Source organism: Bradyrhizobium sp. SZCCHNS3052, from assembly GCF_032484495.1.
In the GTDB taxonomy this organism is placed as follows: domain Bacteria; phylum Pseudomonadota; class Alphaproteobacteria; order Rhizobiales; family Xanthobacteraceae; genus Bradyrhizobium.
In genome coordinates, this window is sequence record NZ_JAUETB010000001.1 from 752,020 (window position 1) to 778,957 (window position 26,938).

Below are 26,938 nucleotides of genomic sequence, written 5' to 3' on the forward strand. Positions count from 1 at the left end.
GGCATCCCATAGCCGCTTTGTCGGGCATCGTCACGTCGTTTCCAGGGCGCCGGGGTGGCGGGAACCGCCGTTCCCGGCCGTCTCAGCGCTGGCAGGTGATCGCGACGAAGTCGCTGCAGCCGCCACGGGCGCAGTTTGCGCCGGCTTTCGGCACCGATCCGGTGATTTCATCGGGGTCGACGCGGCGATAGGAGGAGGCCTGTGCAAAATCCCGTGATTGGCAGTACGACCGCGCGGCCGAGGCGCCGCATCGGTCGCCCTTGGCGAGGCACTGGTCGACGCCGTAGCCGTCGGCTTCATTGGCGATGATGAAGATGCGACTCTCCGCCGTGGCGGTGGTCGCGGCGGCGAGGAGAACACAGCAGGCGAGCAGCGCCGGGGAGATTCGCATGGTGCACCGGTGGGTGTAGGAGACAACTCATGGTTAGGCCCAAAAGCTTAAAAATGATTAACCATGAGGCGGGGCGCGAGCATTTGGGCAGTGAAAACGGCCGTTTTGCGGCTCTTGACGGAGACAGTCTGCTGCAGCATGGTGAGTTTCATGAACGGTTTCCTCGCCATCTGCTGCATTTGCCGCGAGATTACGCGCTAGCGATTCGCTGGCTGAGGCCGTCTTTTCTCAACAGAGATGATCAGGACGCCCGGCCGGCAGGTCGGAAGCGTGATTCGTGCCGTGGCGGCCCGCTCGCGGGCGGTCGTGCGGCGTAGGACACCGTTGCGCTTCGTCGTGGACTGTCGGTCCGGCGGGGCGGTGAGCACAGGGCATTCGGGGACGGACCATGGACTTGCGTTTGTACGACACCGCGTCGCGGGAGAAGCGCCCCTTCGTGCCGCTCGATCCGAACAATGTCCGCATGTATGTCTGCGGACCGACGGTCTACGACTTCGCCCATATCGGCAATGCGCGGCCCGTGATCGTCTTCGACGTGCTGTTCCGGCTGCTGCGGCATCTCTATGGCAAGGATCACGTCACTTATGTCCGCAACATCACGGATGTCGACGACAAGATCAACGCCCGCGCCGCGCGCGACTTTCCAGGGCTGCCGCTGAACGAGGCGATTCGGAATGTGACGGAGGTGACCGAACGGCAGTTCCACGAGGATGTCGACGCGCTTGGGTGCCTCAGGCCTACCTTGGAGCCGCGGGCGACCGAGCACATCGCCGAGATGCGGACGATCATCGAAAAGCTTGTGGCAGGTGGCTTTGCCTATGTCGCGCAAGATCACGTGCTATTCTCACCGGCCGCGATGAACGCAGCTAACGCCGTGCTGCCGCGCTATGGAGCGCTCGCTAACCGCTCGCTCGACGAGATGATCGCCGGCGCGCGCGTCGACGTCGCGCCCTACAAGCGCGATGTAACTGATTTCGTGCTGTGGAAGCCGTCGAAGCCCGGTGAGCCGTCTTGGCCGTCGCCGGCCGGCATTGCCGTCGAGGGACGTCCCGGCTGGCACATCGAGTGCTCGGCCATGTCGAACACACTGCTTTGGGAAAAAATGAAGGCGACTTTGTCACCCGAAGCACAGAATCACCCCCATCAGTTCGATATTCACGGCGGGGGAGTTGATCTTGTTTTTCCGCATCACGAGAACGAGCTGGCTCAGAGCTGCTGCGCCTTTCATACCGCGCGCATGGCCAATGTTTGGATGCACAACGGCTTCTTGCAGGTCGAAGGCGAGAAGATGTCGAAGAGCCTCGGCAATTTCATGACGATCAACGAGCTGCTCACAACGACGAAATTTGGAGGACGCGAGTGGCCCGGTGAAGTGCTGCGACTTGCGATGCTGCAAACGCATTATCGTCAGCCAATCGATTGGACTGTGAGCAATCTTCTCCAGAGTGAAAAACGTCTTCAAGTGTGGAAGGATTTCGCAGCGGAACGAACTAGGAGCTCAATCAATAAAGACCTTTTCGACGAGGTAATTGGTGCTCTTAGGGATGATCTCAATTGCTCAATGGTATTCGCTACACTCGACCGAGTTGCGCGATCAGATAATTCTGAGATACGCGATCGATACACGATGTATAAGATATTAGTGCTGTTGGGATTTAAGGGGGTGCAGAGCAATGTAGCGAAGCTTTCCAAGAAGTTATCCTTAGCCTTGGAAGGTTTAGCTCAGCTATCTTCAGGTGATTGGATGAACATAGCGGCTGGCGTCGAAAGAAGGCCAATGCTGTCTAGCGGAAGTCCAAAAGCTGGCACTTGGTTGTTGGCTAACGTGGTAGCTCTTCAAGAATTACTTAGGAGAGAGAGCTCTGCAATGCGGGCCGGCCTGAATTCGGAAATTGTCGAGGATCTAAGTAGGAGTCTACTGGTTCGCCTAAAGGAAGATCCAAGGAGACTAAGTCGAAAGGCCAAAAGGAAAATGGAAATCGAGGAGCTGGTGCGGCTTCGTCAGCTTGCTCGTGCCCGAAAGGATTTCGGTGAGTCGGATCGATTACGCGATCTTCTCGCAAAGATGGGTGTTACCGTCAAAGACGGGAAGGATCCCAAGACTGGTGAGCCCATCATGATTTGGGAGGATGCTCAATGAGCAGGCCCGACACGCCGTTTCCGCGGCACTGGCTGTACTACATCCTGCTCAAGCTGGTACTGATCGCGGGCGCGGTGGCGCTGGTCACGAAACTCTATGGCATGTGGTGACGCATGGGACAGGCTCTCCCGAGGCCCGCGCTGCGGCCGTTTCTTCCCGCTGATGCGCCGGTGCTGGCCGCGATCTTCGTCGCCAGCATCCAGGAATTGACCGGTGACGATTACAGCGAGGAGCAGCAGGAGGCCTGGGCGTCCGCTGCTGAGGATGAGACGGGTTTTGGCAAGAGGCTGGCATCCGAGCTCACCTTGATTGCGACCCTGCAGGGCTCGCCGGTCGGCTTCGCCGCGCTGAAGGGCAACGATCACATAGACATGCTCTATGTCCATCCGAACGCGGCCGGGCAGGGCGTCGGGGCCCTGCTATGCGACGCGCTGGAAAAGCTGGCGGGCGCGCGCGGCACGACCGGTCTGTCGGTCGACGCCAGCGACACGGCGGTCGAATTCTTCCGCAAGCGCGGCTACGTCGCGCAGCAGCGCAATAGCGTCTCCATCAATGGCGAGTGGCTCGCCAACACGACGATGAAGAAGACGCTCGGCTCCGGGGGAGCGCAGGCATGAGCAGGGTAGGCACAAGCAGGGAACGGCTTTATCTGTTCGACACCACCCTGCGTGATGGCGCGCAGACCAACGGTGTCGATTTCACGCTGGCCGACAAGCAGGCGATCGCGCGCATGCTCGACGATCTCGGCATCGACTATGTCGAGGGCGGCTATCCCGGCGCCAACCCGCTCGACACCGAGTTCTTCGCCGCCAAGCCGAAGCTCGGCCACGCCCGCTTCACCGCCTTCGGGATGACGCGCCGGGCGGGACGCTCGGTGTCCAACGATCCGGGCGTGGCGGCGCTGCTGGAGGCCAAGGCGGACGCGATCTGCTTCGTCGCGAAGTCATCCGCCTACCAGGTGCGCGTCGCGCTGGAGACCACCAACGAGGAGAATCTCGCCTCGATCCGCGACAGCGTGACGGCCGCGAAGGCTGCGGGGCGCGAGGTGATGCTCGACTGCGAGCATTTCTTCGACGGCTACAAGGCGAATGCGGAGTTCGCGCTGGCCTGCACCCGCGCGGCCTATGAGGCCGGCGCGCGCTGGGTCGTGCTGTGCGACACCAATGGCGGCACCATGCCGCACGAGATCGAGCTGATCGTCGGCGAGGTCGCCAAGCACGTGCCGGGCGATCACCTCGGCATCCACGCCCATAACGACACCGAGCAGGCGGTGGCGAACTCGCTTGCCGCGGTCCGCGCTGGCGTGCGGCAGATCCAGGGCACCTTGAACGGACTCGGTGAGCGCTGCGGCAATGCCAATCTGTGCTCACTGATCCCGACCTTGAAGCTGAAGACGGAGTTCTCGGATCGGTTCGAGATCGCCGTATCGGACCGGCAGCTCGCCGGCCTGATGAAGGTCTCGCGCACGCTCGACGACATGCTGAACCGTGCGCCGAACCGGCACGCGCCTTATGTCGGCGAGAGCGCCTTCGTCACCAAGACCGGTATTCATGCGTCGGCCGTGCTGAAGGATCCGCAGACCTATGAGCACGTCCTGCCCGAGCGCGTCGGCAATCATCGCAAGGTGCTGGTCTCCGACCAGGCCGGACGATCCAACGTCATCGCGGCGCTGGAGCGCGGCGGCATTCCCTTCAGCAAGAGCGATCCGAAGCTGACGCGCCTCGTCGAGGAGCTGAAGGAGCGCGAGGCCGCGGGCTACGCCTATGAGTCCGCCGACGCCTCGTTCGAGTTGCTGGCGCGGCGTACGCTGGGCTCGGTGCCGGAGTATTTCCGGGTCGAGCAGTTCGACGTCAATGTCGAGCAGCGCTACAACGCGCTCGGTGAACGCGTCACGGTGGCGCTGGCCGTGGTCAAGGTGGACGTCGCTGGCGAGCGGCTGATCTCGGCGGCGGAAGGCAACGGCCCGGTCAATGCGCTCGACGTCGCCTTGCGCAAGGATCTCGGCAAGTACCAGGGCTTCATCGACGGCCTCAAGCTGATCGACTACCGCGTCCGTATCCTCAATGGCGGCACCGAGGCGGTCACGCGCGTGCTGATCGAGAGCGAGGACGAAAAGGGAGAGCGCTGGACCACGGTCGGCGTCTCGCCGAACATCATCGACGCCTCGTTCCAGGCGCTGATGGATTCGGTATTCTACAAGCTGGTGAAGTCCGGCGCGAAGGGGTGAGATGATGCATCCGTCGTTGCGAGCGAAGCGAAGCAATCCAGGCCTGAATGCGCGATTCTGGATTGCTTCGTCGCTTCGCTCTTCGCAATGACCTGGAGAGGCCAGGAGCAAACGCATGATCGACCACGTCTCCGTCGGTGTCAGCGATCTCGTCCGCAGCGCGCGGTTCTATGAGCGTGCGCTGGCGCCGCTCGGGCTGACGCGGCTGATCGAGCGTCCCACGACCATCGGCTTCGGGAAGGCCTATCCGGAATTCTGGATCAATCTACGCCCCGCCATGGCGCGCGTGCCGGCCGACACCGGCTCTCATGTGTGCCTGCGAGCCAGGAGCACGGCGGAGGTCGATGCGCTTCACGCGGCGGCGTTGGAGGCGGGCGGAGTTTCCGACGGTGCGCCAGGACTGCGGCCGCATGATCGCGTGCGCTATTATGCGGCCTTTGTGCTTGATCCCGATGGCAACCGGATCGAGGCGGTCACATTCCCGAGCGAGTAGGCGCTCAGAGCCGTTTGGCGATCTCAGGCGCCATCTCGGTCTCTTCCTTGGCGACGCGGGCGGCGGCCTCGCGCAGGCGCGGCAGGATGTCCTCGACGCGTTCGGCCCTGAGCAGCTCGATCTGGAAGCCGGGGCGGATGAACTCGGTCTCGCGCATGTGCGCGAGCAGCCCGAACAGCGGTTCCCAGAAGCCGTCGATATTGGCCATCAGCACCGGCTTGGCGTGGCGTCCGAGCTGCTTCCAGGTCAGCTGCTCGACGAGCTCCTCGAGCGTGCCGATGCCGCCGGGCAGCGCCACGAACGCGTCGGAGTGCTCGAACATCAGCCGTTTGCGCTCGTGCATGTCGGGCGTGATGATGAGATCCTTGAGCGGCATCATGACTTCCTTCTTCACCAGGAAGTCCGGAATGATGCCGGTGACGTCGCCGCCATGGTCGAGCACGGCCTTGGCAACCGCGCCCATCATGCCGATGGAGCCGCCGCCATAGACGAGCCTGACGCCGTTCTCGGCAAGCGCCTTGCCGAGTGCTTTCGCCGATTCGATGAAGCTGGGATTCGTCCCCGGGCCGGAGCCGCAATAGACGCAAACGGTGCGGATTTCAGTCATTGGAGCGGTGTGACACTGCAGTTGAAAGGCGTCAAGACGAGGGCGGAGGACGTGGATTCGCGGGCTTTCACGGATTGATGCAGGCTGAATGGGTCCATTTGTCCGAAAACAAGTATGCAAATACTGCGCCGCGGCAACGGATTCCGTCGACGTACCGGTGCATCCGGCGCCCGGACACTCTATATGACGCAGGCAACGCCCGGCATCACAACATGCCAAAACACTCGCTGCTCCAGAACGTTTGATGCCGCCCGATTCCTCCTCCGAACCAGCCGCCAACCAGCCTTCGTCCCTCGAGCAGGGAACGCTGGCCGGCACGCTGCGCCACTTGTGGCCCTTCATCTGGCCGAGCGATCGCGCCGACCTGAAGATGCGCGTGCTATGGTCGGTGGTGCTGCTGATCGCGGCCAAGGTCGCGACGCTGGTCCTGCCCTTCACCTTCAAATGGGCGATCGACGCGTTGACCGGCGCCAATACCGCGCCGATCGCGCCCGATAACTGGGCGTTCTGGCTGGTGGCCTCGCCGATCGTCATGACGGCAAGCTACGGCGGGATTCGGGTGCTGATGGCGGTGCTGACGCAGTGGCGCGACGGTATTTTTGCCCGCGTCGCCATGCATGCCGTGCGCAAGCTCGCGACCATCACCTTCGTCCACATGCATGAATTATCGCTGCGCTTTCACCTCGAGCGCAAGACCGGCGGCCTGACCCGCGTGCTCGAGCGCGGCCGCAACGCGATCGAGACCATCGTGCGCATGGTGATCCTGCAGCTGATCCCGACCATCGTCGAGGTCTCGCTGCTGACGGCGGTGCTGCTGTGGCAGTTCGACTGGCGCTACGTTCTGGTCACGCTCACCATGGTCGCGGCCTATCTCTACTACACCTACATTGCGACCGAGTGGCGCATCGAGATCCGGCGCCGCATGAACGACTCGGATACGGATGCCAATACCAAGGCCATCGACTCGCTGCTCAACTACGAGACAGTGAAGTATTTCGGCGCCGAGGCGCGCGAGGCCGAGCGTTATGACCGTTCCATGGAGCGCTACGAGCGGGCCAGCGTGAAGACCTATACCTCGCTCGCGGTGCTCAACGCCGGGCAGGCCGTGATCTTCACGATCGGGCTGACGGTGGCCATGCTGATGTGCGCCCAGGGCGTGCGTCAGGGACGCAACACGGTCGGCGACTTCGTCATGATCAACAGCATGATGATCCAGCTCTACCAGCCGCTGAACTTCATGGGCATGGTCTATCGCGAGATCAAGCAGGCGATCATCGACATCGAGAAGATGTTCGGCGTGCTCACGCGCGATGCCGAGGTTAAGGACGCGGCCGGAGCGACGCCTTTGGTGGTCACCTCTGGCAATGTCCGCTTCGACGACGTCCGCTTCGCCTATGAGCCGGAGCGGCCGATCCTGCAGGGGCTGAGCTTCGAGGTGCCGGCGGGCAAGACGGTCGCGATCGTGGGGCCGTCCGGTGCTGGCAAGTCGACCATCTCGCGGCTGCTGTTTCGGCTCTACGACGTCTCCGGCGGACGCATCTTGATCGACGGCCAGGACATCCGCGACGTTACCCAGGTGTCGCTGCGCGCCCAGATCGGGATGGTCCCGCAGGATACCGTGCTGTTCAATGACACCATCCGCTACAACATCCGCTACGGACGCTGGGATGCGGACGACGCCGCCGTCGAGGAGGCAGCGAGGCTGGCCCAGATCGACGGTCTGATCCGGATGGCGCCGAAGGGCTACGAGACCCAGGTGGGCGAGCGCGGCCTCAAGCTCTCCGGTGGCGAGAAGCAGCGCGTTGCGATTGCCCGCACCATCCTGAAGGGGCCGCCCATCCTCGTGCTGGACGAGGCGACCTCGGCGCTGGACAGCCATACCGAACACGAGATCCAGGAGGCGCTCGATGGCGTGTCGCGCAATCGTACCTCGCTCGTGATCGCGCACCGGCTTTCGACCATCGTGGCGGCCGACGAGATCATCGTGCTCGACCGGGGGCGAATTGCCGAGCGCGGCACTCATGCCGAGCTGCTGGCCAAAGGCGGGCTGTATGCCGGCATGTGGAACCGACAGCGCGAGGCCGAGGAGGCGCGCGAAAAACTGGCGCAGATCGGCGACGATGCGGGGGCGCCGAACCGCAATCCGCCGGATCGGAGCGAGCCGGACGCGGCCGGGCCCGATCGGACCGGACAGGTGGCGAGTGCCGCCGAATGATGCCGCGAACCGCCCTGATCTGAACTCAAGAATGCATTAAGGATTCATTTTGACCTTCGCCGGCCATCGACCTAGTCAAGGCGGCGGTCCGCTCTGAGGTCAGAGCGACAACACTCAACGAAGCAGGCCATGTCGATCAGCAATTCCATCCGCGCTCAGATCCCGCCGATCCACCCGGAAGGTTATCCTTTCATCGGGGGATTTGCCCTCGTCAGCCTGATCCTGTTCTGGATATTCACCCCGCTCGGCTGGATCGGCACGCTGCTCACCGTCTGGTGCGCGCTGTTCTTCCGCGACCCGATCCGGGTCACGCCGCAGCGGGAAGGGCTGGTGGTGGCGCCGGCCGACGGGCGCATCTCCATGATCACGCGCGCCCTGCCGCCGGCCGAGCTTGGCCTCGGCGACCGGCCGCTGCTGCGGGTCTCGATCTTCATGAGCGTGTTCAACGTGCATGTGAACCGCAGCCCGGTGGCCGGCCGGATCGAGAAGATCGCCTACCGTCCGGGCGCCTTCATCAATGCCGAGCTCGACAAGGCGAGCGAGGACAACGAGCGCAACTCGCTCGCGATCTCGACGCCGCATGGCCGCATCGGCGTGGTCCAGATCGCAGGCCTCGTGGCGCGCCGGATCGTGTCGTTCGTGCGCGAGGGGCAGACCATTGGGGCTGGCGAGCGCTTCGGCCTGATCCGCTTCGGCTCGCGGCTCGACGTCTATCTCCCCGACGGCACGGAGGTTCTGGTCTCGGAGGGGCAGACGGCCATTGCCGGCGAGACGATCCTGGCCGATTTCGACGTCCCCGTGCCCGGCCTGACGTTCCGGAGCCAGTGAACCGTCGCTGCCCGCTGGTGACCCATTAAGGGGACCTTGAGCTGTGTTCAGGCACAAGGTTCCGGCCAAACCACACGTGGTGTGATCATGAGCTTCGACGTGAACTCTCCCGAACTGCGCCGCCGCCGTTTCCGCCCGATCCCGGTGCGGCTGCTGGTGCCGAACATGATCACCCTGCTGGCGATCTGCGCCGGCCTGACCGCGATCCGGCTGTCGACCGAGGGACGGATGGAGCTCGCGGTCGGCGCCATCGTCTTTGCCGCCTTCCTGGACGGCATCGATGGCCGCATCGCCCGCATGATCAAGGGCCAGTCGAAGTTCGGCGCCGAGCTCGACAGCCTGGCCGATTTCGTCAATTTCGGCGTGGCGCCGGGCCTGATCCTGTATTTCTGGCAGCTCCATGAGCTGCGCGACGGCGGCTGGATCGCCGCCATGATGTACGCCATCAGCGGCGGCCTGCGGCTGGCGCGCTTCAATGCCAGCATCGACGATCCCAACAAGCCGCCCTTCGCCGCCAATTTCTTCACCGGCGTGCCGGCACCGCTCGGCGCCATCACCGTGCTGCTGCCCGTCTATCTGGCGTTCCTGGACCTGCCGAGGCCGCCGGCGCTGGTGACGGCGTTCTACACCCTGCTGATCGCCTTCCTGATGGTGTCGCGGCTGCCGGTGTTCTCCGGCAAGACCACGCGGATGCGTGTCTCGCCCGAACTCGTGCTGCCGGTGTTCGCCTCGGTGGTGTTCTTCGTGGCGCTGCTGGTGGTCTATCCCTGGCACATCCTGTCGGCCGGATCGATCCTCTACATCCTGAGCCTTCCGTTCGGCTGGCGGCTGTATCGGCACCAGGCGGCGCGGCACGCCGCGGTCCTTGGTGCCGCGGCTGCGGCGTCGCACGCCTCGTCTTCATCCACGACGGCTTTTGCGCCGACCGGCGCGCCAGCGGTGGAGCAGGGGCAGCGGCCGCCGGAACGGCTGCACTGAGCGCAGGGCCCAAGACCCGGCGCGCGCTTTGCCGGCTTGGGCGCCTCAGTTATACCGGATGGCCAAGGACGGCCGCGAATGCCGTCCGCATCATCCGGAGAAAACGCCCGTGACAAGCACTGCCGCCGCGCCCCTCGCTGCTTTCGTCCTCGAGGCGCTCGCGCGCTACGATACGCCGACCATCTGCAACGCGATGGAGATCGTGGCGCCCGAGCGGCGCCTGATCGGCTACACGACCAAGCCGCTGGTGTGTCCGTTCCCCGATCTGCCGCCCATGGTCGGCTACGCGCGGACGGCGACGATCCGGTCCGTCGTCAAATCGGGATTGCCGGCGGAGGAGCAGGCGAGGCGACGCACCGACTACTACGAATATGTCGGCACCGGTCATGGTCCCCGCATCGTCGTGATCCAGGATATCGATGGCCCCGACATCGGTTACGGCGCATTCTGGGGCGAGGTACAGAGCAACGTCCACAAGGCGCTCGGCTGCCTCGGCGTGATCACCGATGGATCGATCCGCGACATCCCGCAATGGGCTGCCGGCTTCCAGGCACTGGCGGGCTCGATCGGTCCGTCGCATGCGTGGGTGCATGCCGAGAGCTTCGGCGGCGAGGTCCGCGTCGCCGGGATGACCGTGCGCTCGGACGACCTGATCCACTCCGATCGCCATGGTGCGATCGTCATCCCCGCCGACATCGCGGCGAAGCTTCCCGAGGCGGCCGAGTTGTGCGCGCGCCGTGAAACGCCGATCCTGGAGATCGCGCGGTCTGCGGATTTCTCGCTCGAGAAGCTCAAGGCCGCTTTGAAGCGGTCGGCGGAGATTCATTGAGCGTCGCTTCACTCCGGTCCCAATGGGCGAGCCGTACCGCGCGGCGGTGCGGCCCGCCGGCCTTGCGCTGGGCGCTCGCCGAACTGCGACGCTGCAACCGCATCCGGATGACTACGGGGTGGCGGCTGACCCTCCGCCGAAAATATCGCGCACGGTGACGAATTACCCGCAAACAGGCCGGAATTCGCCGAAGGTTAAGCGGCCGTCGCTCGTTGAGAAGATTTTATCCATCAAGCTTTACCTGATGGCTAGCCTGTCCCGATAGGCATGTCGCCCGAGGGCGAAGGACATGCGCAGGCTGATATCGAAATCCGGGCCGTTGTTCGGGCGGCTCGACCGGACCGTCGACAAGATGGTTCGGCTGATCGGACATTTCGGCAGCGCCGCGATCGGCCTCTCGGCGATCGCCCTGGTGTGGGCCGGCATCTTCTACACCATCTCTGAAGAGTATACGCGCACCGAGCAGTCGGCGCTTAAGAACGGCGCCAATCTGGCCCGCGCGTTCGAGGAGCAGATCATCCGCTCGATCCGCGCGGCAGATCAGACCTTGCTCTACGTCCGCGACTCCTATGCCAGGGACCCGCACAACTTCGACATGTCGCTATGGTCGAAGAACAGCCAGTTCCTGTCCGACTTCTCGTTTCAGGTCGTCGTGATCGGCAAGGACGGCATCATGCTGTCCAGCAACATCGATCCGAAGATGCGGGGCCTCGACCTGCGCGACCGCGAGCACTTCCGCGTTCATGCCGACGGCAAGGATGATTTTCTCTTCATCAGCAAGCCGATCTTCGGCCGTGTCTCCAACAAATGGTCGATCCAGTTGACCCGCCGCATCATCATGCCGGACGGTTCGTTCGGCGGCGTCGTGGTGGTCTCGCTCGACCCTGAATATCTGTCGAGCTTCTACAATTCGGTCGATCTCGGCAAGAAGGGCAATGTCACACTGCTCGGTCTCGACGGCATCGTGCGCGCACGGGCCTCGGCCGGTCCGGGGGGCGTCGGATCCTCGCTCGCCGGCAGCCCGGTGATGAGCGCCATTCAGCACGGAAGCAGCGGCTTCTACACCTTCAAAAGTCTGATCGACGGCGTCACGCGCATCTACTCGTTCCAGCGCATCAAGGATCTGCCGCTGGTGGTCATCGTCGGTCAGGCCTCCGAGGAGATCTTCAGCGCCTTCAAGCTCAACCGCGATCGTGATCTGCTGGTCGGAGCGTTGCTGACGGTGGTCATCGGCATCATCACGATCCTGATTGCGCGCTATCAGGCGGGGCTTGCCGCCTCGCGTGATGCCGCCGAGGCAGGTACGCGGGCGCGCTCCGAATTCCTGGCGATGATGAGCCATGAGATACGCACGCCGATGAACGGCGTCATCGGCCTTGCCGATCTCTTGCTGTCGGCGGACCTCGCGCCGGAGCAGCGCAAGATCGCGACCACCTTGCGCGAGTCGGCCGACTATCTGTTGCAGCTGCTCAACGACGTCCTCGATTTCTCCAAGCTCGATGCCGATCGTCTGGAGATCGAGCACATCGAGTTCGACCTGCACCGGTCGGTGACGGCGACCGCCGAGCTGCTGGTGTCCCGCGCCAAGGAAAAGGGTCTGCAGCTGACGACCTCGATCGCGCCGGAAGTGCCGAACTACGTGGTCGGCGATCCCGCGCGATTGCGCCAGGTGCTGTTCAACCTGGTCGGCAATGCGCTCAAATTCACCGAATCGGGCGGCGTCCATATCGATGTCCGTGCCGAGAACCTTGCCGGGCCGCACCTGACGCTGGTGTTCTCGATCGCCGATACCGGCGTCGGCATTCCCGCAGACGCCGTCAGCCGGCTGTTCAAGCAGTTCTCGCAGGTCGACAATTCCATCTCGCGCCGCTTTGGCGGCACCGGTCTGGGGCTCGCAATCTGCAAGCGCCTCGTCACCTGCATGGGCGGCGACATCACGGTGCAGAGCAAGGTGGGGGAGGGAAGCACCTTCACCTTCTCGATCCAGGTCCAGACGCAGCCGGACGTCGAGCAGGTGAGCGCGCCCGAGGCGACCATCGTGCCGGTCGGTGAGACGATCGCCGAGGAACGTCCGGGCAGCCTCGAGCCGCTGAAGATCCTCGTTGCCGAGGACAATCTGACCAATCAGTTCGTCATCAAGAAGCTCCTGGACAAGCTCGGTCACCGCTACGACATCGTCGAGAACGGAACCCAGGCGATCGCGGCCGTGCAGAGGCAGGCCTACGATCTCGTGCTGATGGACATGATGATGCCCGAGATGGACGGGCTGACGGCGACGCGGATGATCCGCTCGCTGCCGCCGCCCGCCCAGGACATCTACATTGTTGCCCTGACGGCCAACGCCACCAGCCAGGATCATCTGGCTTGCACGGACGCCGGCATGAACGACTTCGTGACCAAGCCGGTCACGCGCGATCGACTGAATGCCGCTCTGCTTCGCGCGGCCGCTGCTACACACAAGGAAAGGCTTGTCGCATGACCGACTGGGTGCAATTCGACGAATCCGTCTATCAGATCCTGGTCTCCGAGCTCGGCGAAGAGGATGCGCTGGAGGTCCTGCGCACGTTCCTCGACGATACGTCCGGAAAGTTCGGCACGCTTGCGGCCAAGTTCGAGGATCGCCTCGAACTGAGGCGTGAGGCGCATTCGATCAAGAGCTCGTCGGCGACGTTCGGTTTCTCGGCGCTGTCGCGCCTGTCGCGCGAACTCGAGGTGGGATCGGCGACGATGGAGCCGGCGCAGATGCTGGAGATGGTCCACAAGATGCAGCGATCATTCGATCAGTCGGCCGTCTTCGCCGCGGCGAACCTGCTGAAGTCCGGATCCTCAGCCGCTTGAGCGAGTCGGCGTGGTCTGCGGCGCTGCTGTTTACCTTTCATTATGCCTACCGAATTCAGTAACTCGTCCTTAATGGCGGACATCTAGTCTCGTGACATGCGGTCCAGAAGCACCGCGTCGGTCCGGCAGGGTCGTGGTTTGCGTACGCGGGTGGAGTTGACTCATGGATATTATGACGAGTGCGGGGCTCGTGGCTGGCGTGATCGTCATCGCGACGATGATGCTGCTGGGCGGCGATCTCGAGATGTTCGTCAGCGAGCACGCCGCAATCATCATCTTCGGCGGTTCGATCGCAGCCACCATGATTCGCTTCCCGCTGGGCGTCATGCTGCACGGCGTTCCGCTTGGAATGAAGTACGCTTTCACCATGAGCCGCCTGTCGGCCCGCGAGCTCGTCGACGAGCTCGCCCGCATTGCCGAGATCGCGCGCAAGCAGGGCCCGGTCGGCCTGGAAAAGGTCGAGACCGACGAGCCGTTCCTCGCCAAGGGAATCCGCTACGTGGCCGACGGCTACGACCTCGAATTCATCCGCGACAATCTCGAGCGTGACCGCGACAATTTCCTGATGCACCTGGACGAAGGCAGCAAGATCTATCGCGCCATCGGCGACTGCGCCCCGGCGTTCGGCATGGTCGGCACGCTGATCGGCATGGTGCAGATGTTCGCCAACATGACCGACCCCTCGAAGCTCGGCCCGTTCATGGCGACCGCGCTGCTCGCGACCCTGTACGGCGCGTTGGTGTCGAACCTGATCTGTCTGCCGATCGCCGACAAGCTGCATGGCAAGCTGCTGGACGAGGAAACCAACCGGACGCTGATCATCGACGGAATCCTGATGATCCGCGACTCCAAGAGCCCCGCCCTGGTCCGCGAAATGCTCCTGGCCTATCTGCCTGAGAAGCATCGCCACGCCGAAGGCGAGCCCGTGCCGGCCTGATCGGCTGCGGCGGGGCGATCCGGGGTGGGGTAGGCAATGGCCAAGAAGAAGAGGGGCGATGCGCATGGCGGCGGTCACGGCTGGTTCGTGACCTTTGCCGACCTGATGGGACTTCTGGTCAGCTTCTTCGTGATGCTGGTCGCGTTCTCGACCATGGACAACAACAAGCTGAAAGTCGTCGCAGGCTCGATGCGCGACGCCTTCGGCGTGCAGTCCGAGTCGCGCTATTCGGGCATCGTGGAATCCGACGGCCTGCCGACCCGGCCGAAGCTCAAGAACGCCGCCCACATCTCGCCGGAGGAGACCGCGCGCGAGCCCAGCCCCGAGCAGGAGGAGCGCCAGCATACCAATGGCGCCAAGCTGAAGATCGATCGCCAGTTCGCGCTGGCGTCTGCCTCGCTGCGTCAGGCGCTGCAGGACATGCCGGAGATGACCGAGATCTCCAAGCACATCATGTTCGAAGAGACCAAGCAGGGGCTCAACCTGGAGATCGTCGACCAGGACGGGCGGTCGATGTTCGCGGATGGCTCGAAGGTGCCCTTCGACCGCACGCGACGCCTGATCGAGAAGCTGGCCGCACCGCTCAAGGCGACACCGCTTCGGGTCCAGATCACCGGGCACACGGCCGCCGGCTTCGTTCCCGCCCGGAGCGATTATGATGGTTTCGACCTGTCGGCGGACCGCGCCAACGCAGTACGCCAGATCCTGGAGCGGGAAGGGTTGCCGGCGAGCCACATCTACGCGGTCTCCGGCAAGGCGGATAGCCAGCCACTGTTCCCGGACGATCCCTCGCTGGCCGCCAACCGCCGCGTGACGATCACCTTGATGCGGGAAGACCCGCCATTGCCGCCCGATCTGAAGCCGTAGCCGGGACGCTTTGCCTCCCGCATCATATTGCCGCACGGGCGCCTGCGAACGGCAACGAAGAGCATCAGCAGCCACTTGATTCGCCTGAGGCAGATCCGACATCTGCCTCAGGATGCTTGGGCTAAAGGCACTTGCCGCGATGCGGCATGCGACATCTGTGTCAGCCGTGCCGTTTGGTTGCGGGCTGGGAACATAGGTCTGCTTACGGTAGAGACTTGACCTGCGAACGGTCTACGTTCACACGCGCCGGGCCAAACAGGGAAGATGCGTTCCGAGCACATGACGGCCAGCGCGACATCGACCGAAGGACAGGACACCGCGAGCACGTCGGGGTTCTGGGGGCTGACGCTAGGCAGCATCGGCGTGGTGTTCGGAGACATCGGCACCTCGCCCCTCTACGCCTTTCGCGAGGCCGCGCACGGCGCTGCTCAGGGGCACCCGGTGTCGCGGATCATCGTGCTCGGCGTGCTCTCGCTGATCCTCTGGTCGCTGTTCATCGTGGTGACAGCCAAATACGTCCTGCTGCTGCTCCGCGCCGACAATAACGGCGAGGGCGGAACGCTGTCGCTGATGGCGCTCGGACAGCGGGCTTTGGGTCGGCGCAGCCTGTTCCTGATGTCGCTGGGCGTGATCGGCGCTTCGATGTTCATCGGAGACTCGATGATCACGCCGGCGATCTCGGTGTTGTCGGCGGTCGAAGGCCTCAAGCTCGCCGCGCCTGCGCTCGAGCATTATGTCGTGCCGTTGACCGTGTTCATCCTGGTCGTGCTGTTCGCGGTCCAGAGCAAGGGGACGGCGCGCGTCGCCTCCGCCTTCGGCCCGGTCATGGTCACGTGGTTCACCGCCCTCGCCGTGATGGGGCTGGTCCACATCCGCGACGACCCCTCGGTGCTCGCGGCGATCAATCCCTATTATGCGGTGCAGTTTCTGCTCTCGCACGGCACGATCGGCCTGGTCACCCTGGGCGCGGTGTTCCTCGCGGTCACCGGCGGCGAGGCGCTCTATGCAGATCTCGGTCATTTCGGCCGCAAGCCGATCCAGTCGGCCTGGCTGTTCTTCGTGCTTCCGGCGCTGCTGATCAACTATTTCGGGCAGGGCGCCCTGGTGCTGTCCGATCCCGCCGCGATCGAGAATTCGTTCTACCGGATGGTGCCTGAACTGTTGCTGCTGCCGCTGGTGGTGCTGGCCACCGCCGCGACTGTCATCGCGAGCCAGGCCGTGATCACGGGCGCCTATTCGCTGGTCAGCCAGGCGGTCCAGCTCGGCCTGCTGCCGCGTTTCGAGGTGCGCTATACGTCGGAGAGCCATGCCGGCCAGATCTATCTGCCGCGGGTCAACCGGCTGCTGCTGATCGGCGTGCTGCTGCTGGTCCTGCTGTTCCGGACCTCGAGCAATCTCGCCTCCGCCTACGGCATCGCAGTGTCCACCACCATGGTCGCCGACGGCATCATGGGCTTCGTGGTGATCTGGAAGCTGTGGAACTTGCGTGCGGCCGTGGCGGCTGCCGTGATCGCTCCCTTCGTCATCGTCGATATGACCTTCTTCAGCGCCAACCTGCTGAAGCTCCTCGAAGGAGCCTGGGTTCCGCTGCTGTTCGGTGCCGCGATGGTCGTGACGATCTGGACCTGGCGGCGTGGTTCGGCGATCTTGGTGCTCAAGACGCGCAAGATCGAGGTTCCGCTGGATGACCTGATCACCAGCCTGGAGAAGAGGCCTCCTCACATCGTCAAGGGCACGGCGGTGTTTCTCACGAGCGATCCGACCTCGGTGCCGACCGCATTGCTGCACAATCTCAAGCACAACAAGGTGCTGCACGAGCACAACGTGATCCTGACCATCGAGACCGCACAGACGCCGCGGGTCGATGTCTCGGAGCGCGTGCGCATGGAGAAGATCAGCGAGAAGTTTTCCAAGGTGCGGCTGCGCTTCGGATTCATGGAATCCCCGAACGTGCCGCGCGCGCTCGCGGTGGCGCGCAAGCTCGGCTGGCAGTTCGACATCATGTCCACGTCGTTCTTCGTCTCGCGCCGCTCGTTGAAGCCATCGTCCCAGTCGGGCATGCCGACCTGGCAGGACCATCTCTTCATTGGTCTGAGCCGGTCGGCCAACGACGCCACGGACTATTTCCAGATTCCCACGGGCCGGGTCGTCGAGGTGGGTACCCAGGTAACGATTTGATCGGTTGGTCTTCCCTGATGTCTCATGTATGCCTAAATGCATGGCTGAGGCGCATTCCCGACAGGTCCGTCGCAACGCGCTGCCGCTATAAGCCGCGCGCTCTGCCGCGTTGTGCAGTGAAGCATTAACGAGTCCTCGAGGGGGCTACCCCATGACAGTCGACGTCGCAGCTACGCCCGCGGAAGCGCCGGCGACCAACGGGCATGGCAACGCCCATTCCACGGCGAGCTTCGCGGCGCTGACACTGGGAAGCATCGGTGTCGTCTATGGCGACATCGGCACCAGCCCGCTGTACGCGTTGCGCGAAGCGGTCATGGCTGCGAGCAGCAGCGGCGAACCTGCGCCTCACGCCGTGATGGGGGTGATCTCGCTCATCCTGTGGGCTCTCATCGTCGTCGTGACCCTCAAATACGTCGTGATCCTGCTGCGCGCCGACAACCACGGCGAGGGCGGAACGCTGGCGCTGATGGCGCTCGCCCAGCGCGCGGTCACGCGCGGCGCCAGCGTCATCGTTCTGCTCGGTATCGTCAGCGGCGCGCTGTTCTATGGCGACGCGGTGATCACGCCGGCCCTGTCCGTCCTGTCGGCGATCGAGGGCATCAAGCTGGTGACGGCGGCGTTCGATCCCTACGTCGTGCCGCTCACGGTCATCATCCTGGTCATGCTGTTCGCGGTCCAGGTGCGCGGCACGGCCAAGGTGGCGGCGTTCTTCGGCCCGATCATGCTGATCTGGTTCCTGGTGATCGGGATCGCGGCGTTGCCGCCGATCCTGCACCATCCGGAGGTGCTGTGGGCGATCAACCCGCTGCATGCCGTGACCTTCATGCTGCATCACGGGATCATCGGCTTCATCACGCTCGGCGCGGTGTTCCTGGCCGTCACCGGCGCCGAGGCGCTGTATGCCGACCTCGGCCATTTCGGCAAGCGGCCGATCCAGACCGCTTGGCTGTTCATCGTGCTGCCGTCGCTGGCGCTCAACTATCTGGGGCAGGGGGCGCTGGTGATCGCCGACGCGAAGGCGATCGAGAACCCGTTCTTCCTGATGTTCCCGGATTGGGCGCTGATCCCGATGGTCGCGCTCGCCACCATGGCGACCGTCATCGCGAGCCAGGCCGTCATCACCGGTGCCTATTCGCTGACCCGGCAGGCGATCCAGCTCGGCCTGCTGCCGCGCTTCGAGATCCGTCACACCTCCGAGGCCCATTCGGGCCAGATCTACATTCCGCGCATCAACAAGCTGCTGCTGATCTCGGTCATGCTGCTCGTGCTGATGTTCAAGTCGTCCAGCGCGCTGGCCTCGGCCTACGGCATCTCGGTCACCGGCACCATGGTCGTGACGGCCATGATGGGCTTCGTCGTGATCTGGAAGGTCTGGCGGTGGTCGCCGTTCGCGGCCGCCGCGCTGATTGCGCCGTTCCTGTTCCTGGACCTGACCTTCCTGGCGGCGAACCTCCTGAAGGTGTTCGAAGGCGGCTGGGTGCCGCTGGCGCTGGGCGGCTTCGTGATGACGCTGATGTACACGTGGCGGCGCGGCAGCCGGCTCTTGTTCGACAAGTCGCGCAAGCTCGAATTCCCGCTCGCCGATCTCGTGACCATGCTTGAGAAGCGTCCGCCGCAGCGGGTGGCCGGTACGGCCGTGTTCCTGACCAGCGATCCCTTGAGCGCGCCGACCGCGCTGATGCACAGCCTCAAGCACTACAAGGTGCTGCACGAAAAGAACGTGATCCTGACGATCGAGACCGCGCCGACGCCGCGCATCGAGCCGTCCGAACGCGTTCGCCTCGAGCAGATCAGTCCGACGTTTTCCAAGGTGACGTTGCGCTTCGGCTTCATGGAATCGCCCAACGTGCCGCGCGCCCTGGCGATCGCGCGCAAGCTCGGCTGGCAGTTCGACATCATGTCGACCTCGTTCTTCCTGTCGCGCCGTGCGCTGAAGCCGGCTGCGCATTCAGGCATGCCGCGCTGGCAGGATCACCTGTTCATCTCGATGAGCCGCTCCGCCAACGATGCGACCGACTATTTCCAGATCCCGAGCGGGCGGGTGGTGGAGGTCGGCACCCAGGTTACGATCTGAGCTCGAGACCCATCCCGTCAGCGTGCCGAAGCGCTTGATTTTCGCAGCGTCTGGGGTGAGTTTGGCGGCCGGATCAGGGCCGATACGGCCCCGCTGAAGGCTTGGAGGATGGGCGTGGCTGTTGTGCACGATTTGACCCCGCAGGACGTGGCCCAGGGGATCGCGGAAGGGCGAATTCTTCTGGTTGACGTGCGCGAGCCGAATGAAGTTTCCGCGGAAGCCTATCCCGACGGCGTCGTCGTTCCGCTGTCGGGCTTCGACCCGAAGCTGATCCCGGATCCCCAAGGCAAGGACGTCGTGTTCGCCTGCCGCTCCGGCAAGCGCTCGGTGACGGCATCGCTCGCCGCGCAGGCCGCCGGGCTGCCCTACGACAAGCATCTCCAGGGCGGTATGCTCGGCTGGAAGGCGGCCGGCCTGCCGACCAGGACCGGCGGCTGACAGGCGATCATGATCTCGCAGAACAAGGTCTTCGCCGACCTGCCCGTCACCATTTTCGAGCAGATGTCGCAGCTCGCGCGCGACAACGACGCCATCAATCTGGGGCAGGGCTTTCCCGACGATCCGGGCCCGGAGGATATCCGCCGCGCCGCAGCCGACGCGGTCCTCAACGGCTATAATCAGTATCCGTCGATGATGGGCCTGCCGGAGCTGCGCCAGGCCATCGCCGCGCACTACAAGCACTGGCACAAGCTCGATCTCGATCCGATGAGCGAGGTCATGGTCACCTCCGGCGGCACCGAAGCGCTGACGTCGGCGATCCTGTCGGTGGTCGAGCCGGGCGACGAGGTGATCTGCTTTCAGCCGGTCTATGATTCCTATCTGCCGATCATCCGCCAGGCCGGCGGCATTCCGCGCCTCGTCCGCCTCGAGCCGCCGCATTGGCGGCTCTCGGAGGAGATGCTGCGGCAGGCGTTCTCACCAAAGACCAAGGCGGTGCTGTTCAACAACCCGCTCAACCCAGCCGCGGTGGTCTACCCGCGCGAGGACCTCGAGCTGTTGGCACGCTTCTGCCAGGAGTTCGACGCGGTCGCGATCTGCGACGAGGTCTGGGAGCACGTCGTGTTCGACGGCCGCGCGCACATTCCGCTGATCGCGATTCCCGGGATGCGCGACCGCACCATCAAGGTCGGCTCGGCAGGCAAGATCTTCTCGTTGACGGGCTGGAAAATCGGCTTCGTCTGCGCCGCGCCGCATCTGTTGCGCGTGGCCGCCAAGGTGCATCAATTCCTGACCTTCACGACCGCGCCGAACCTGCAGGTCGCGGTCGCCTACGGCCTCGGCAAGTCGGACGACTATTTCGTCAACATGCGCAGCGAGCTTGCGCGCAGCCGCGACCGGCTCACGGCCGGTCTCGAAAGCCTGGGCTTTCCCGTGCTGAAGGCGCAGGGAACCTACTTCCTGACCGTCGACCTTTCGCCGCTCGGCCTCAACGAGACCGACGAGCAGTTCTGCCGCCGCATCGTCCACGACTACAAGGTGGCCGCCATCCCGGTGTCGGCGTTCTACGAGACGGATGCCGTGACCTCCGTGGTGCGGTTCTGCTTTGCCAAGAAGGACGCAACCCTGGATACGGCGCTGGAGCGCCTGTCGGACGCCATCCACCGGCGCTAGGAGACAAGTGATGACGCGCGGCTGCATGGGTTCGGCTCTGGCGCTGGCCGTCGCGGCGTTGACGCTTTCCGTACCGGCGGGGCGCGCCGAGGAGCGCGTCGTCAACTTCTACAACTGGTCGAACTACATGGCGCCCGGTGTCCTTGACGACTTCACCAAGGAGACCGGCATCAAGGTGGTCTACGACACGTTCGACGCCAACGAGACCCTGGAGACGCGGCTGCTCGCCGGCAAATCCGGCTACGACGTCGTGGTGCCGACGGCGTACTTCCTACAGCGCCAGATCAAGGCAAAAATCTTCCAGCCGCTCGACAAGTCGAAGCTGCCGAATCTCGCCAATGCCTGGCCTGTCGTGACCGAGCGTCTCGCCACCTACGATCCCGGCAATCAGTTCGCCGTCAACTACATGTGGGGCACGACCGGGATCGGCTACAACGTCAAGGCGGTCGAGAAGATCCTGGGTCCCGGCGCGCGGATCGACAGCTGGGACATGGTGTTCAAGCCGGAGAATCTCGCCAAGTTCAAGGATTGCGGAGTCCACATGCTGGATTCCGCCGACGACATCTTTCCGGCCGCGCTGAACTATCTCGGCATCGACCCGAACTCGACCAGGCAGGCCGACCTGGAGAAGGCGGCCGAGGTGGTCGGCAAGGTCGCACCATCGGTGCGCAAGTTTCATTCGTCGGAATATCTGAGCGCGCTCGCCACCGGCGAGATCTGCCTCGTCGTCGGTTGGTCCGGCGATATCATGCAGGCGAGGAGCCGTGCCCAGGAAGCGAAGAACGGCATCGAGATCGGCTATGCGATCCCGAAAGAGGGCGCGCAGATGTTCTTCGACAATTTTGCCATTCCCGCCGACGCCCAGCACGTCGCCGAAGCCTATGCGCTGATCAACTACCTCTACCGCCCCGAGGTCGCGGCGAAGAACTCGGACTTCCTGTCCTATGCCAACGGCAATCTCACCAGCCAGAAGCTGATCGACCCGAAGATCCTTGGCGACAAGAACATCTATCCGGACGACGCGACCTTGAAGAAGCTGTTCGTCATCACCGCACGTGAGCCGGCGACGCAGCGGATCATCAACCGGCTCTGGACCAAGGTGAAGACGGGCAGGTGATGACTCCCGTCATTCCGGGATGGTGCGCAAGCACCAGACCCGGAATCTCGAGATTCCGGGTTCGATGCTGCGCATCGCCCCGGAATGACGAGACTTGATCGCTTGGTTTGATCTGACAAATCGGTTGAGATCGATCACGTCATCCGGTGCATCGCGCAGAGCTTGTTGCCGTCGAGGTCGCGCAGGTAGGCGAGATACAGCTTGCCGGCCGAACCTTCACGAACACCAGGCGGGTTTTCGCAGGTGGTGCCGCCGGCTTCGAGCCCCGCCGCATGCCAGGCGTCGGCCTGTTCGGGCGAGCTGCAGGCAAAGCCGATGGTGCCGCCATTGGCAGGGGTCGCGGGCTGGCCGTTGATCGGCTTCGACACCGAGAAGATGCCGGTCGGTGTGATGTAGAAAATGCGGTGGCCGTCGACCCTGGCGGGGCGCACGCCCAGCGTCCCCAGCAGCTTGTCGTAGAAGGCCTTGGCCTTGTCGAGGTCGTTGGTGCCGATCATCACATGCGAAAACATTCGCGCTTGTCCTCCCTGGAGCTTCCGAACATCTGTCGGATCGGCGGCCAAGGTAGCGAGCGTTCGTGTAGGAGGTAAGAGTTTTCTTCGGATGGGCCTGTCGACGGCATCGGATGCTGCCAACCGGCTTCCTTGGGGTGGAATTTGGTACGGCGCGAGCTACCGCCAGCGCCGGTGCAGCCAGAGCCATTGCTCGGGATATTCGCGGACCCAACTCTCGACGACGTCGGTGATCGCCTGCGTCGTGCCCTGGATGTCGATCTGTCCGTCGGCCGTCCGCACCGGCGTCACTTCCTCCGAGACTTCGGCGCGGAAGCGATTGCCGGGGAGGCGGATGATGCGCACGCCATGCACCGGGCATTCGACCTGGCGTAAGAGGCGGGCCAGCATCGGATTGGCGCGGGTCTTCCGGCCGAAGAACGTCACCTCGACGCCGCCGGTCAGGTACTGATCGACCAGCATGGCAACGTGCTGGCCGTTCTTGAGCGCCTGGGCCAGCCGCAGCGGGGCGTCGCGGCCGGCCGGGACCAGTGTGCCCATCTTGACCTGCCGTATCTCCTGGATGATGCGGTCGGCGGCGGCGATGTTGGGTCGACGATAAAGGATCGCCGTATCGAGCTTATGGGCGACCGCCGCCAGCGCCGGCATCTCCCAATTGGCGAGATGGCTGGCAAAGATCAGGGCTGGCTTGCCGTCGAGACGGAGCTGATGAAACAGCTCATGGGTGCGCGGCGACAGCTCGATCCGGCTGCGCTCGGGATGCGCCTCGTCGTAATCCCAGATCTTGTCGAGATGGGCGAACTCGGCGCCGACGCGGCCGAGATTGTCCCACACGCCGGCGAGGATTCTCTCGATCTCCTCGGGCGATTTCTCCGGGAAGGCCGCGGTGAGATTGTCGCGACCAATGCGCTGCTCGCGCAGGCGTGGCCCGATCATCTGCGCAATGCGCGCGAAGCGGTCGGCCGTCTTCTGCGGGTCGAAATAGCGCGTGGTCCTGAGCATTCCGACCGTCAGCGCGCCGACGGCGGAAGCCCCGGCCGACTTCACGGCTCGGCGGATCACGAGCTTGGTCCGGAGGGGCAGGAGACTCATCGATGGCAGCGGCGGATCAGGCCGGTTCGCGCGTCAGGATCAGCGAGGCGTTCTGGCCGCCGAAGCCGAACGAATTCGACATCACGGTGGTGACACGCGCATCGCGGGCCTTGTTGCCGACGACGTCGAACAGGATCGCGGGATCCGGAATGTCGTAGTTGATGGTCGGCGGAATGCGCTGATGCTCGAGCGTCTGCAGCGAGAAGATCGCCTCGACCGCGCCGGCTGCCGAGATCGTGTGGCCGACCATCGACTTGTTCGACGACACTGGAATCTTGCTGGTGTGCTCGCCGAACACGGCGGAGACGCCGACATATTCCATCTTGTCGTTCTCGGGCGTGGCGGTGCCGTGGGCATTGATATGGTCGATCTGCTCAGGGGCCATGCCGGCATCGGCGAGCGCCTTGCGGATGCAGCCGATGATCGGCTTGCCGTCCGGCGAGGAACGGGTGCGGTGGAAGGAGTCGGTCAGCTCGCCGCAGCCAGCGACGACGCCGAGGATCTTGGCGCCGCGCGCCACGGCCGCGTCGTAGCTTTCCAGCACCAGCGCGCCGGCGCCCTCGGCCATCACGAAGCCATCGCGGTTCTTGGAAAACGGCTTGGAGGCGGCCTGCGGCGGGTCGTTCTGGGTCGACAGCGCCGACAGCAGCGAGAAGCGCACGAGCCCTTCCGGATTGACCGAGCCTTCGGTGGCGGCGCATAGCGCGACGTCAGTCTCACCGCGTCGGATGGCTTCGACGCCGAGCTGGATCGCGGTCGCGCCGGAGGCGCAGGCGGTCGACAGCGAGATCGGCGAGCCCTTGGTGCCGAAGGTGTCGGACAGCGAATCGGCGACCGAGCCGAACAGGAAGCGGTGGTGATAGTTGACGAACTTGCCGCCGCCGCAGACCTTCAGCAGGTCGTCATAGGTGAACTGAGTGCCGCCAACCTCGTGCGCGAGCTCCAGACGCTGGGGCCACTCGATCTCGACCGGCGCCACGGCGAGAAACAGCGGGCCCGGAAAATCGCCCTTGCTGCCGATTCCAGCCTGCGCGATGGCTTCCTCGACGGCCATGTGACCGAGCCGCTCGGACAGTCCCGTCGACGTGAACGGCGCCACGGGGACGAAATCGACCGTGCCGGCCATGGTCGTCTTCAGGCCGTCGATCGGAAACCGCGTGATGGTGCGGATTCCGGACTCGCCGGCCACGAGCTTGTTCCAGTTATCGGACTTGCCGGCCCCAAGGGAGGTCACGATGCCCATCCCGGTCACGACCACGATGGGGCGTCCAAACTTGTCGCGTACACTCATGATGTCCCCCGTCGTGTCTTCTTAAGGCCGTGCCGCGTTCACTTGACTGCTTCGACCAAGGCCATGCCTTCGCCGCGGTAGTGGCCGGCGCCGACCACCACGATCTGGGCCGGAGCATCCTTCATGTCGGTCTCCACGCCCGAGGCGTCACCCGGCGCGAACAGCGCGCCGCGCGAGATCGAGAGCGCAGCGAGCGCGAGACCGAGCGCGAACTGCGCCTCCATCGAATGGCCGAAGCGGGTCCCGCTCGAGCGCACCGCGAACGCCTTGTGATGGTCGAGGAATGCGCGCTCCTCCGACGTCACCGGCTCGGCGCCGGTCGCGCCGGTGATGATGGCGCCGGGGGCCCCGTGGACATCGAGCGCCGACCACAGACGGTCCAGCGTTCCCGTCACCGCGCCTGCCTCCTTGCGGCGGGCGCGGTCGGCGACGACCTTGCTGAGCCGGGCCAGCGGCTTGGCGCCGCGGGCCTCGGCATGCGGCCTGGATTCCAGCACCAGGAACGCGCCGGCCGATCCGAGCGCGAAGCCCGGATGGTCCTTGCGGGACCAGACCGGCTTGAATTCGTTCTTCAGATTGTAGTCGCCGAACTCGTACAGCACGAGCAGATCCTTGCGCTCGCCATTGTGCGAGCCGCCGACCAGCGCGATGTCGCTCTGGCCGCCGGCGATGCGGGCCAAAGCGATCTTGAACGCGTCGACGCCCGCAACCTCCTCGCCCATGAAGGTGCGCGAGGTGCCGCAGACGCCGTGCGAGATCGCGATGTTGCCGGCGAGCAGGTTGGACAACTGCGCCAGGAACAGGGTCGGGCGCAGGTCGCTCATCAGCCGATCGTTCAGGAAGCCGGGCGTGCAATTGCCCTGGGCTTCCGCGTTGAGGATCGCGGTGTCGACGGAGATGTCGCGCTCACCGCCGCCCGCGGCGACGATCATGTCCATCCGCGACAGGATGTCCTTGTTGCCCTTGAGGCCGGCGGAATCCAGCGCAAGCCCGGCGGCATAGGTGCCGATGCGCTGCCACGCCTCCATCTGGCGCTGCTCCTTCTTCGGGATCTGCGCTTCCAGATTCACCTTGGCCCAGGGATGCACGATGTAGGGCGCGAAACCCTGCTCATCGACGTTGATCCGGCCGGAGTTGAGGGCGTCCCAGTTCGCATCGAGTCCCTCGCCAAGCGAGGTCGCAAGACCGATACCGGTGATCCAGACTTCGACGGGTTCGGAGGTCACGGCTGTCGTCTCACTCATCGCTGCAGGACCTGTTGCGGAAAGCCGACGCGCTCGGCGACGGCGTCCATGTGCCCGCGCAGCTCCGGATTGGGGAAGGGGACGTGACTGAAAGTGATGGTCGCATTCGAACGCAGTTTGCCACCGACCTTCACGCGCGCTTCGGTCATGGCGTAACCGGAGCCCTCGTGCAGCACGTTGGCCTCGACGGTCAGCACCTCGCCCGGCGACACGAAGCCGCGCATCTTGGCCTCCTTGACTGCGGCAAGGAACGGCATCCGCTCGAACTTCATCAGCGCGAGCAGCAGCCAGCCCGATGTCTGCGCCATCGATTCGATCAGGAGAACGCCGGGCATGATCGGATAGCCCGGGAAATGTCCTTCGAAGATCGTGCTTTCGGTGGGGACCTTGGCTTCGACGGTGATGGTCTTCTCGTCCAGCCGAAGATCGAGAATGCGGTCGATGAGCAGGAAGTATTCGATCTGCATGG

The 26,938-nt window shown here is 64.2% G+C and carries 24 protein-coding genes and 1 pseudogene; 18 read left to right on the forward strand and 7 right to left on the reverse strand.

The window, feature by feature from the left end:
- Positions 1-82: 82 nt before the first annotated feature.
- Complete coding sequence (locus tag QX073_RS03410) at positions 83-391, reverse strand: hypothetical protein (RefSeq protein WP_315714511.1); 309 nt, start codon at positions 389-391, stop codon at positions 83-85.
- 29 nt (positions 392-420) lie between these two features.
- Here QX073_RS03410 and QX073_RS03415 point away from each other — a divergent pair, with 29 nt between their 5' ends.
- From QX073_RS03415 to QX073_RS03435, 5 genes and pseudogenes are all read left to right on the forward strand, one after another.
- Positions 421-708 carry a hypothetical protein gene (locus QX073_RS03415; protein WP_315714510.1) on the forward strand — a complete coding sequence of 96 codons (288 nt, stop codon included), beginning with the start codon at positions 421-423 and terminating at the stop codon, positions 706-708.
- A 71-nt stretch (positions 709-779) separates the two neighbouring features.
- Positions 780-2,048: pseudogene (gene cysS, locus QX073_RS03420) on the forward strand (cysteine--tRNA ligase); the annotation flags it as partial.
- 596 nt (positions 2,049-2,644) lie between these two features.
- Positions 2,645-3,148, forward strand: coding sequence for a GNAT family N-acetyltransferase (locus QX073_RS03425; RefSeq protein ID WP_315781082.1), 504 nt, complete (start codon positions 2,645-2,647; stop codon positions 3,146-3,148).
- Complete coding sequence (gene cimA / locus QX073_RS03430; RefSeq protein ID WP_316225310.1) at positions 3,145-4,758, forward strand: citramalate synthase; 1,614 nt, start codon at positions 3,145-3,147, stop codon at positions 4,756-4,758. Before QX073_RS03425 ends, cimA begins: the two co-directional genes overlap by 4 nt.
- A 115-nt stretch (positions 4,759-4,873) precedes the next feature.
- Positions 4,874-5,251, forward strand: coding sequence for a VOC family protein (locus QX073_RS03435; RefSeq protein WP_315749685.1), 378 nt, complete (start codon positions 4,874-4,876; stop codon positions 5,249-5,251).
- Positions 5,252-5,255: 4 nt separating this feature from the next.
- Here the strand turns inward: QX073_RS03435 and QX073_RS03440 are convergent, their stop codons facing one another.
- On the reverse strand, positions 5,256-5,858 hold the full coding sequence (locus tag QX073_RS03440) for a TIGR00730 family Rossman fold protein (protein ID WP_315749687.1): 603 nt from the start codon (positions 5,856-5,858) through the stop codon (positions 5,256-5,258).
- Between the two features lie 244 nt (positions 5,859-6,102).
- Between QX073_RS03440 and QX073_RS03445 the strand changes: the two genes are divergently transcribed.
- From QX073_RS03445 to QX073_RS03505, 13 genes are all read left to right on the forward strand, one after another.
- Positions 6,103-8,073: an ABC transporter ATP-binding protein/permease gene (locus tag QX073_RS03445; RefSeq protein WP_315749689.1), complete on the forward strand. Its 1,971-nt coding sequence runs from the start codon at positions 6,103-6,105 to the stop codon at positions 8,071-8,073.
- A gap of 93 nt (positions 8,074-8,166) precedes the next feature.
- Complete coding sequence (locus tag QX073_RS03450; RefSeq protein WP_315714965.1) at positions 8,167-8,901, forward strand: phosphatidylserine decarboxylase; 735 nt, start codon at positions 8,167-8,169, stop codon at positions 8,899-8,901.
- 87 nt (positions 8,902-8,988) lie between these two features.
- Entirely contained in the window at positions 8,989-9,879 is an 891-nt protein-coding gene (locus tag QX073_RS03455; protein ID WP_315714503.1) for a phosphatidylcholine/phosphatidylserine synthase, read from the forward strand.
- Positions 9,880-9,988: 109 nt separating this feature from the next.
- Positions 9,989-10,708, forward strand: coding sequence for an RraA family protein (locus tag QX073_RS03460; protein ID WP_316171230.1), 720 nt, complete (start codon positions 9,989-9,991; stop codon positions 10,706-10,708).
- Between the two features lie 289 nt (positions 10,709-10,997).
- The gene (locus QX073_RS03465) at positions 10,998-13,187 is read left to right on the forward strand and encodes a hybrid sensor histidine kinase/response regulator (RefSeq protein ID WP_316173965.1); all 2,190 of its coding nucleotides are present in this window, start codon (positions 10,998-11,000) and stop codon (positions 13,185-13,187) included.
- On the forward strand, positions 13,184-13,546 hold the full coding sequence (locus QX073_RS03470; protein ID WP_315749694.1) for an Hpt domain-containing protein: 363 nt from the start codon (positions 13,184-13,186) through the stop codon (positions 13,544-13,546). The genes QX073_RS03465 and QX073_RS03470 overlap by 4 nt, the downstream gene beginning before the upstream one ends.
- Positions 13,547-13,709: 163 nt before the next feature.
- The gene (locus QX073_RS03475; protein WP_315714499.1) at positions 13,710-14,483 is read left to right on the forward strand and encodes a motility protein A; all 774 of its coding nucleotides are present in this window, start codon (positions 13,710-13,712) and stop codon (positions 14,481-14,483) included.
- A 36-nt stretch (positions 14,484-14,519) separates the two neighbouring features.
- Positions 14,520-15,350, forward strand: a complete 831-nt coding sequence (locus QX073_RS03480; protein WP_315714498.1) for a flagellar motor protein MotB — start codon at positions 14,520-14,522, stop codon at positions 15,348-15,350.
- A 279-nt stretch (positions 15,351-15,629) separates the two neighbouring features.
- A complete protein-coding gene (locus tag QX073_RS03485) occupies positions 15,630-17,528 on the forward strand; it encodes a potassium transporter Kup (RefSeq protein ID WP_315827469.1) in 1,899 nt (632 codons plus the stop codon).
- A gap of 151 nt (positions 17,529-17,679) precedes the next feature.
- The gene (locus QX073_RS03490) at positions 17,680-19,602 is read left to right on the forward strand and encodes a potassium transporter Kup (RefSeq protein ID WP_315749695.1); all 1,923 of its coding nucleotides are present in this window, start codon (positions 17,680-17,682) and stop codon (positions 19,600-19,602) included.
- Between the two features lie 108 nt (positions 19,603-19,710).
- Positions 19,711-20,040 carry a rhodanese-like domain-containing protein gene (locus QX073_RS03495; protein ID WP_315714496.1) on the forward strand — a complete coding sequence of 110 codons (330 nt, stop codon included), beginning with the start codon at positions 19,711-19,713 and terminating at the stop codon, positions 20,038-20,040.
- Positions 20,041-20,049: 9 nt separating this feature from the next.
- Positions 20,050-21,213 (forward strand): aminotransferase, encoded by a 1,164-nt coding sequence (locus QX073_RS03500; protein WP_315714495.1) that lies wholly within the window; start codon positions 20,050-20,052, stop codon positions 21,211-21,213.
- A gap of 10 nt (positions 21,214-21,223) precedes the next feature.
- Complete coding sequence (locus QX073_RS03505; protein WP_316225311.1) at positions 21,224-22,330, forward strand: polyamine ABC transporter substrate-binding protein; 1,107 nt, start codon at positions 21,224-21,226, stop codon at positions 22,328-22,330.
- A 134-nt stretch (positions 22,331-22,464) separates the two neighbouring features.
- On the opposite strand, the gene QX073_RS03510 is transcribed toward QX073_RS03505, so the two are convergent.
- The 5 genes from QX073_RS03510 to QX073_RS03530 all read right to left on the reverse strand — a co-directional run bounded on the left by QX073_RS03510 (position 22,465) and on the right by QX073_RS03530 (position 26,936).
- On the reverse strand, positions 22,465-22,842 hold the full coding sequence (locus QX073_RS03510) for a VOC family protein (protein ID WP_315714493.1): 378 nt from the start codon (positions 22,840-22,842) through the stop codon (positions 22,465-22,467).
- A gap of 159 nt (positions 22,843-23,001) precedes the next feature.
- The gene (locus QX073_RS03515) at positions 23,002-23,934 is read right to left on the reverse strand and encodes a lipid A biosynthesis lauroyl acyltransferase (protein ID WP_316225312.1); all 933 of its coding nucleotides are present in this window, start codon (positions 23,932-23,934) and stop codon (positions 23,002-23,004) included.
- A 16-nt stretch (positions 23,935-23,950) separates the two neighbouring features.
- Positions 23,951-25,225: a beta-ketoacyl-ACP synthase gene (locus tag QX073_RS03520; RefSeq protein WP_409977896.1), complete on the reverse strand. Its 1,275-nt coding sequence runs from the start codon at positions 25,223-25,225 to the stop codon at positions 23,951-23,953.
- Between the two features lie 38 nt (positions 25,226-25,263).
- On the reverse strand, positions 25,264-26,469 hold the full coding sequence (locus QX073_RS03525; RefSeq protein ID WP_315827375.1) for a beta-ketoacyl-ACP synthase: 1,206 nt from the start codon (positions 26,467-26,469) through the stop codon (positions 25,264-25,266).
- Positions 26,466-26,936 (reverse strand): 3-hydroxyacyl-ACP dehydratase FabZ family protein, encoded by a 471-nt coding sequence (locus tag QX073_RS03530; protein ID WP_315714490.1) that lies wholly within the window; start codon positions 26,934-26,936, stop codon positions 26,466-26,468. Before QX073_RS03530 ends, QX073_RS03525 begins: the two co-directional genes overlap by 4 nt.
- Positions 26,937-26,938: the final 2 nt, after the last annotated feature.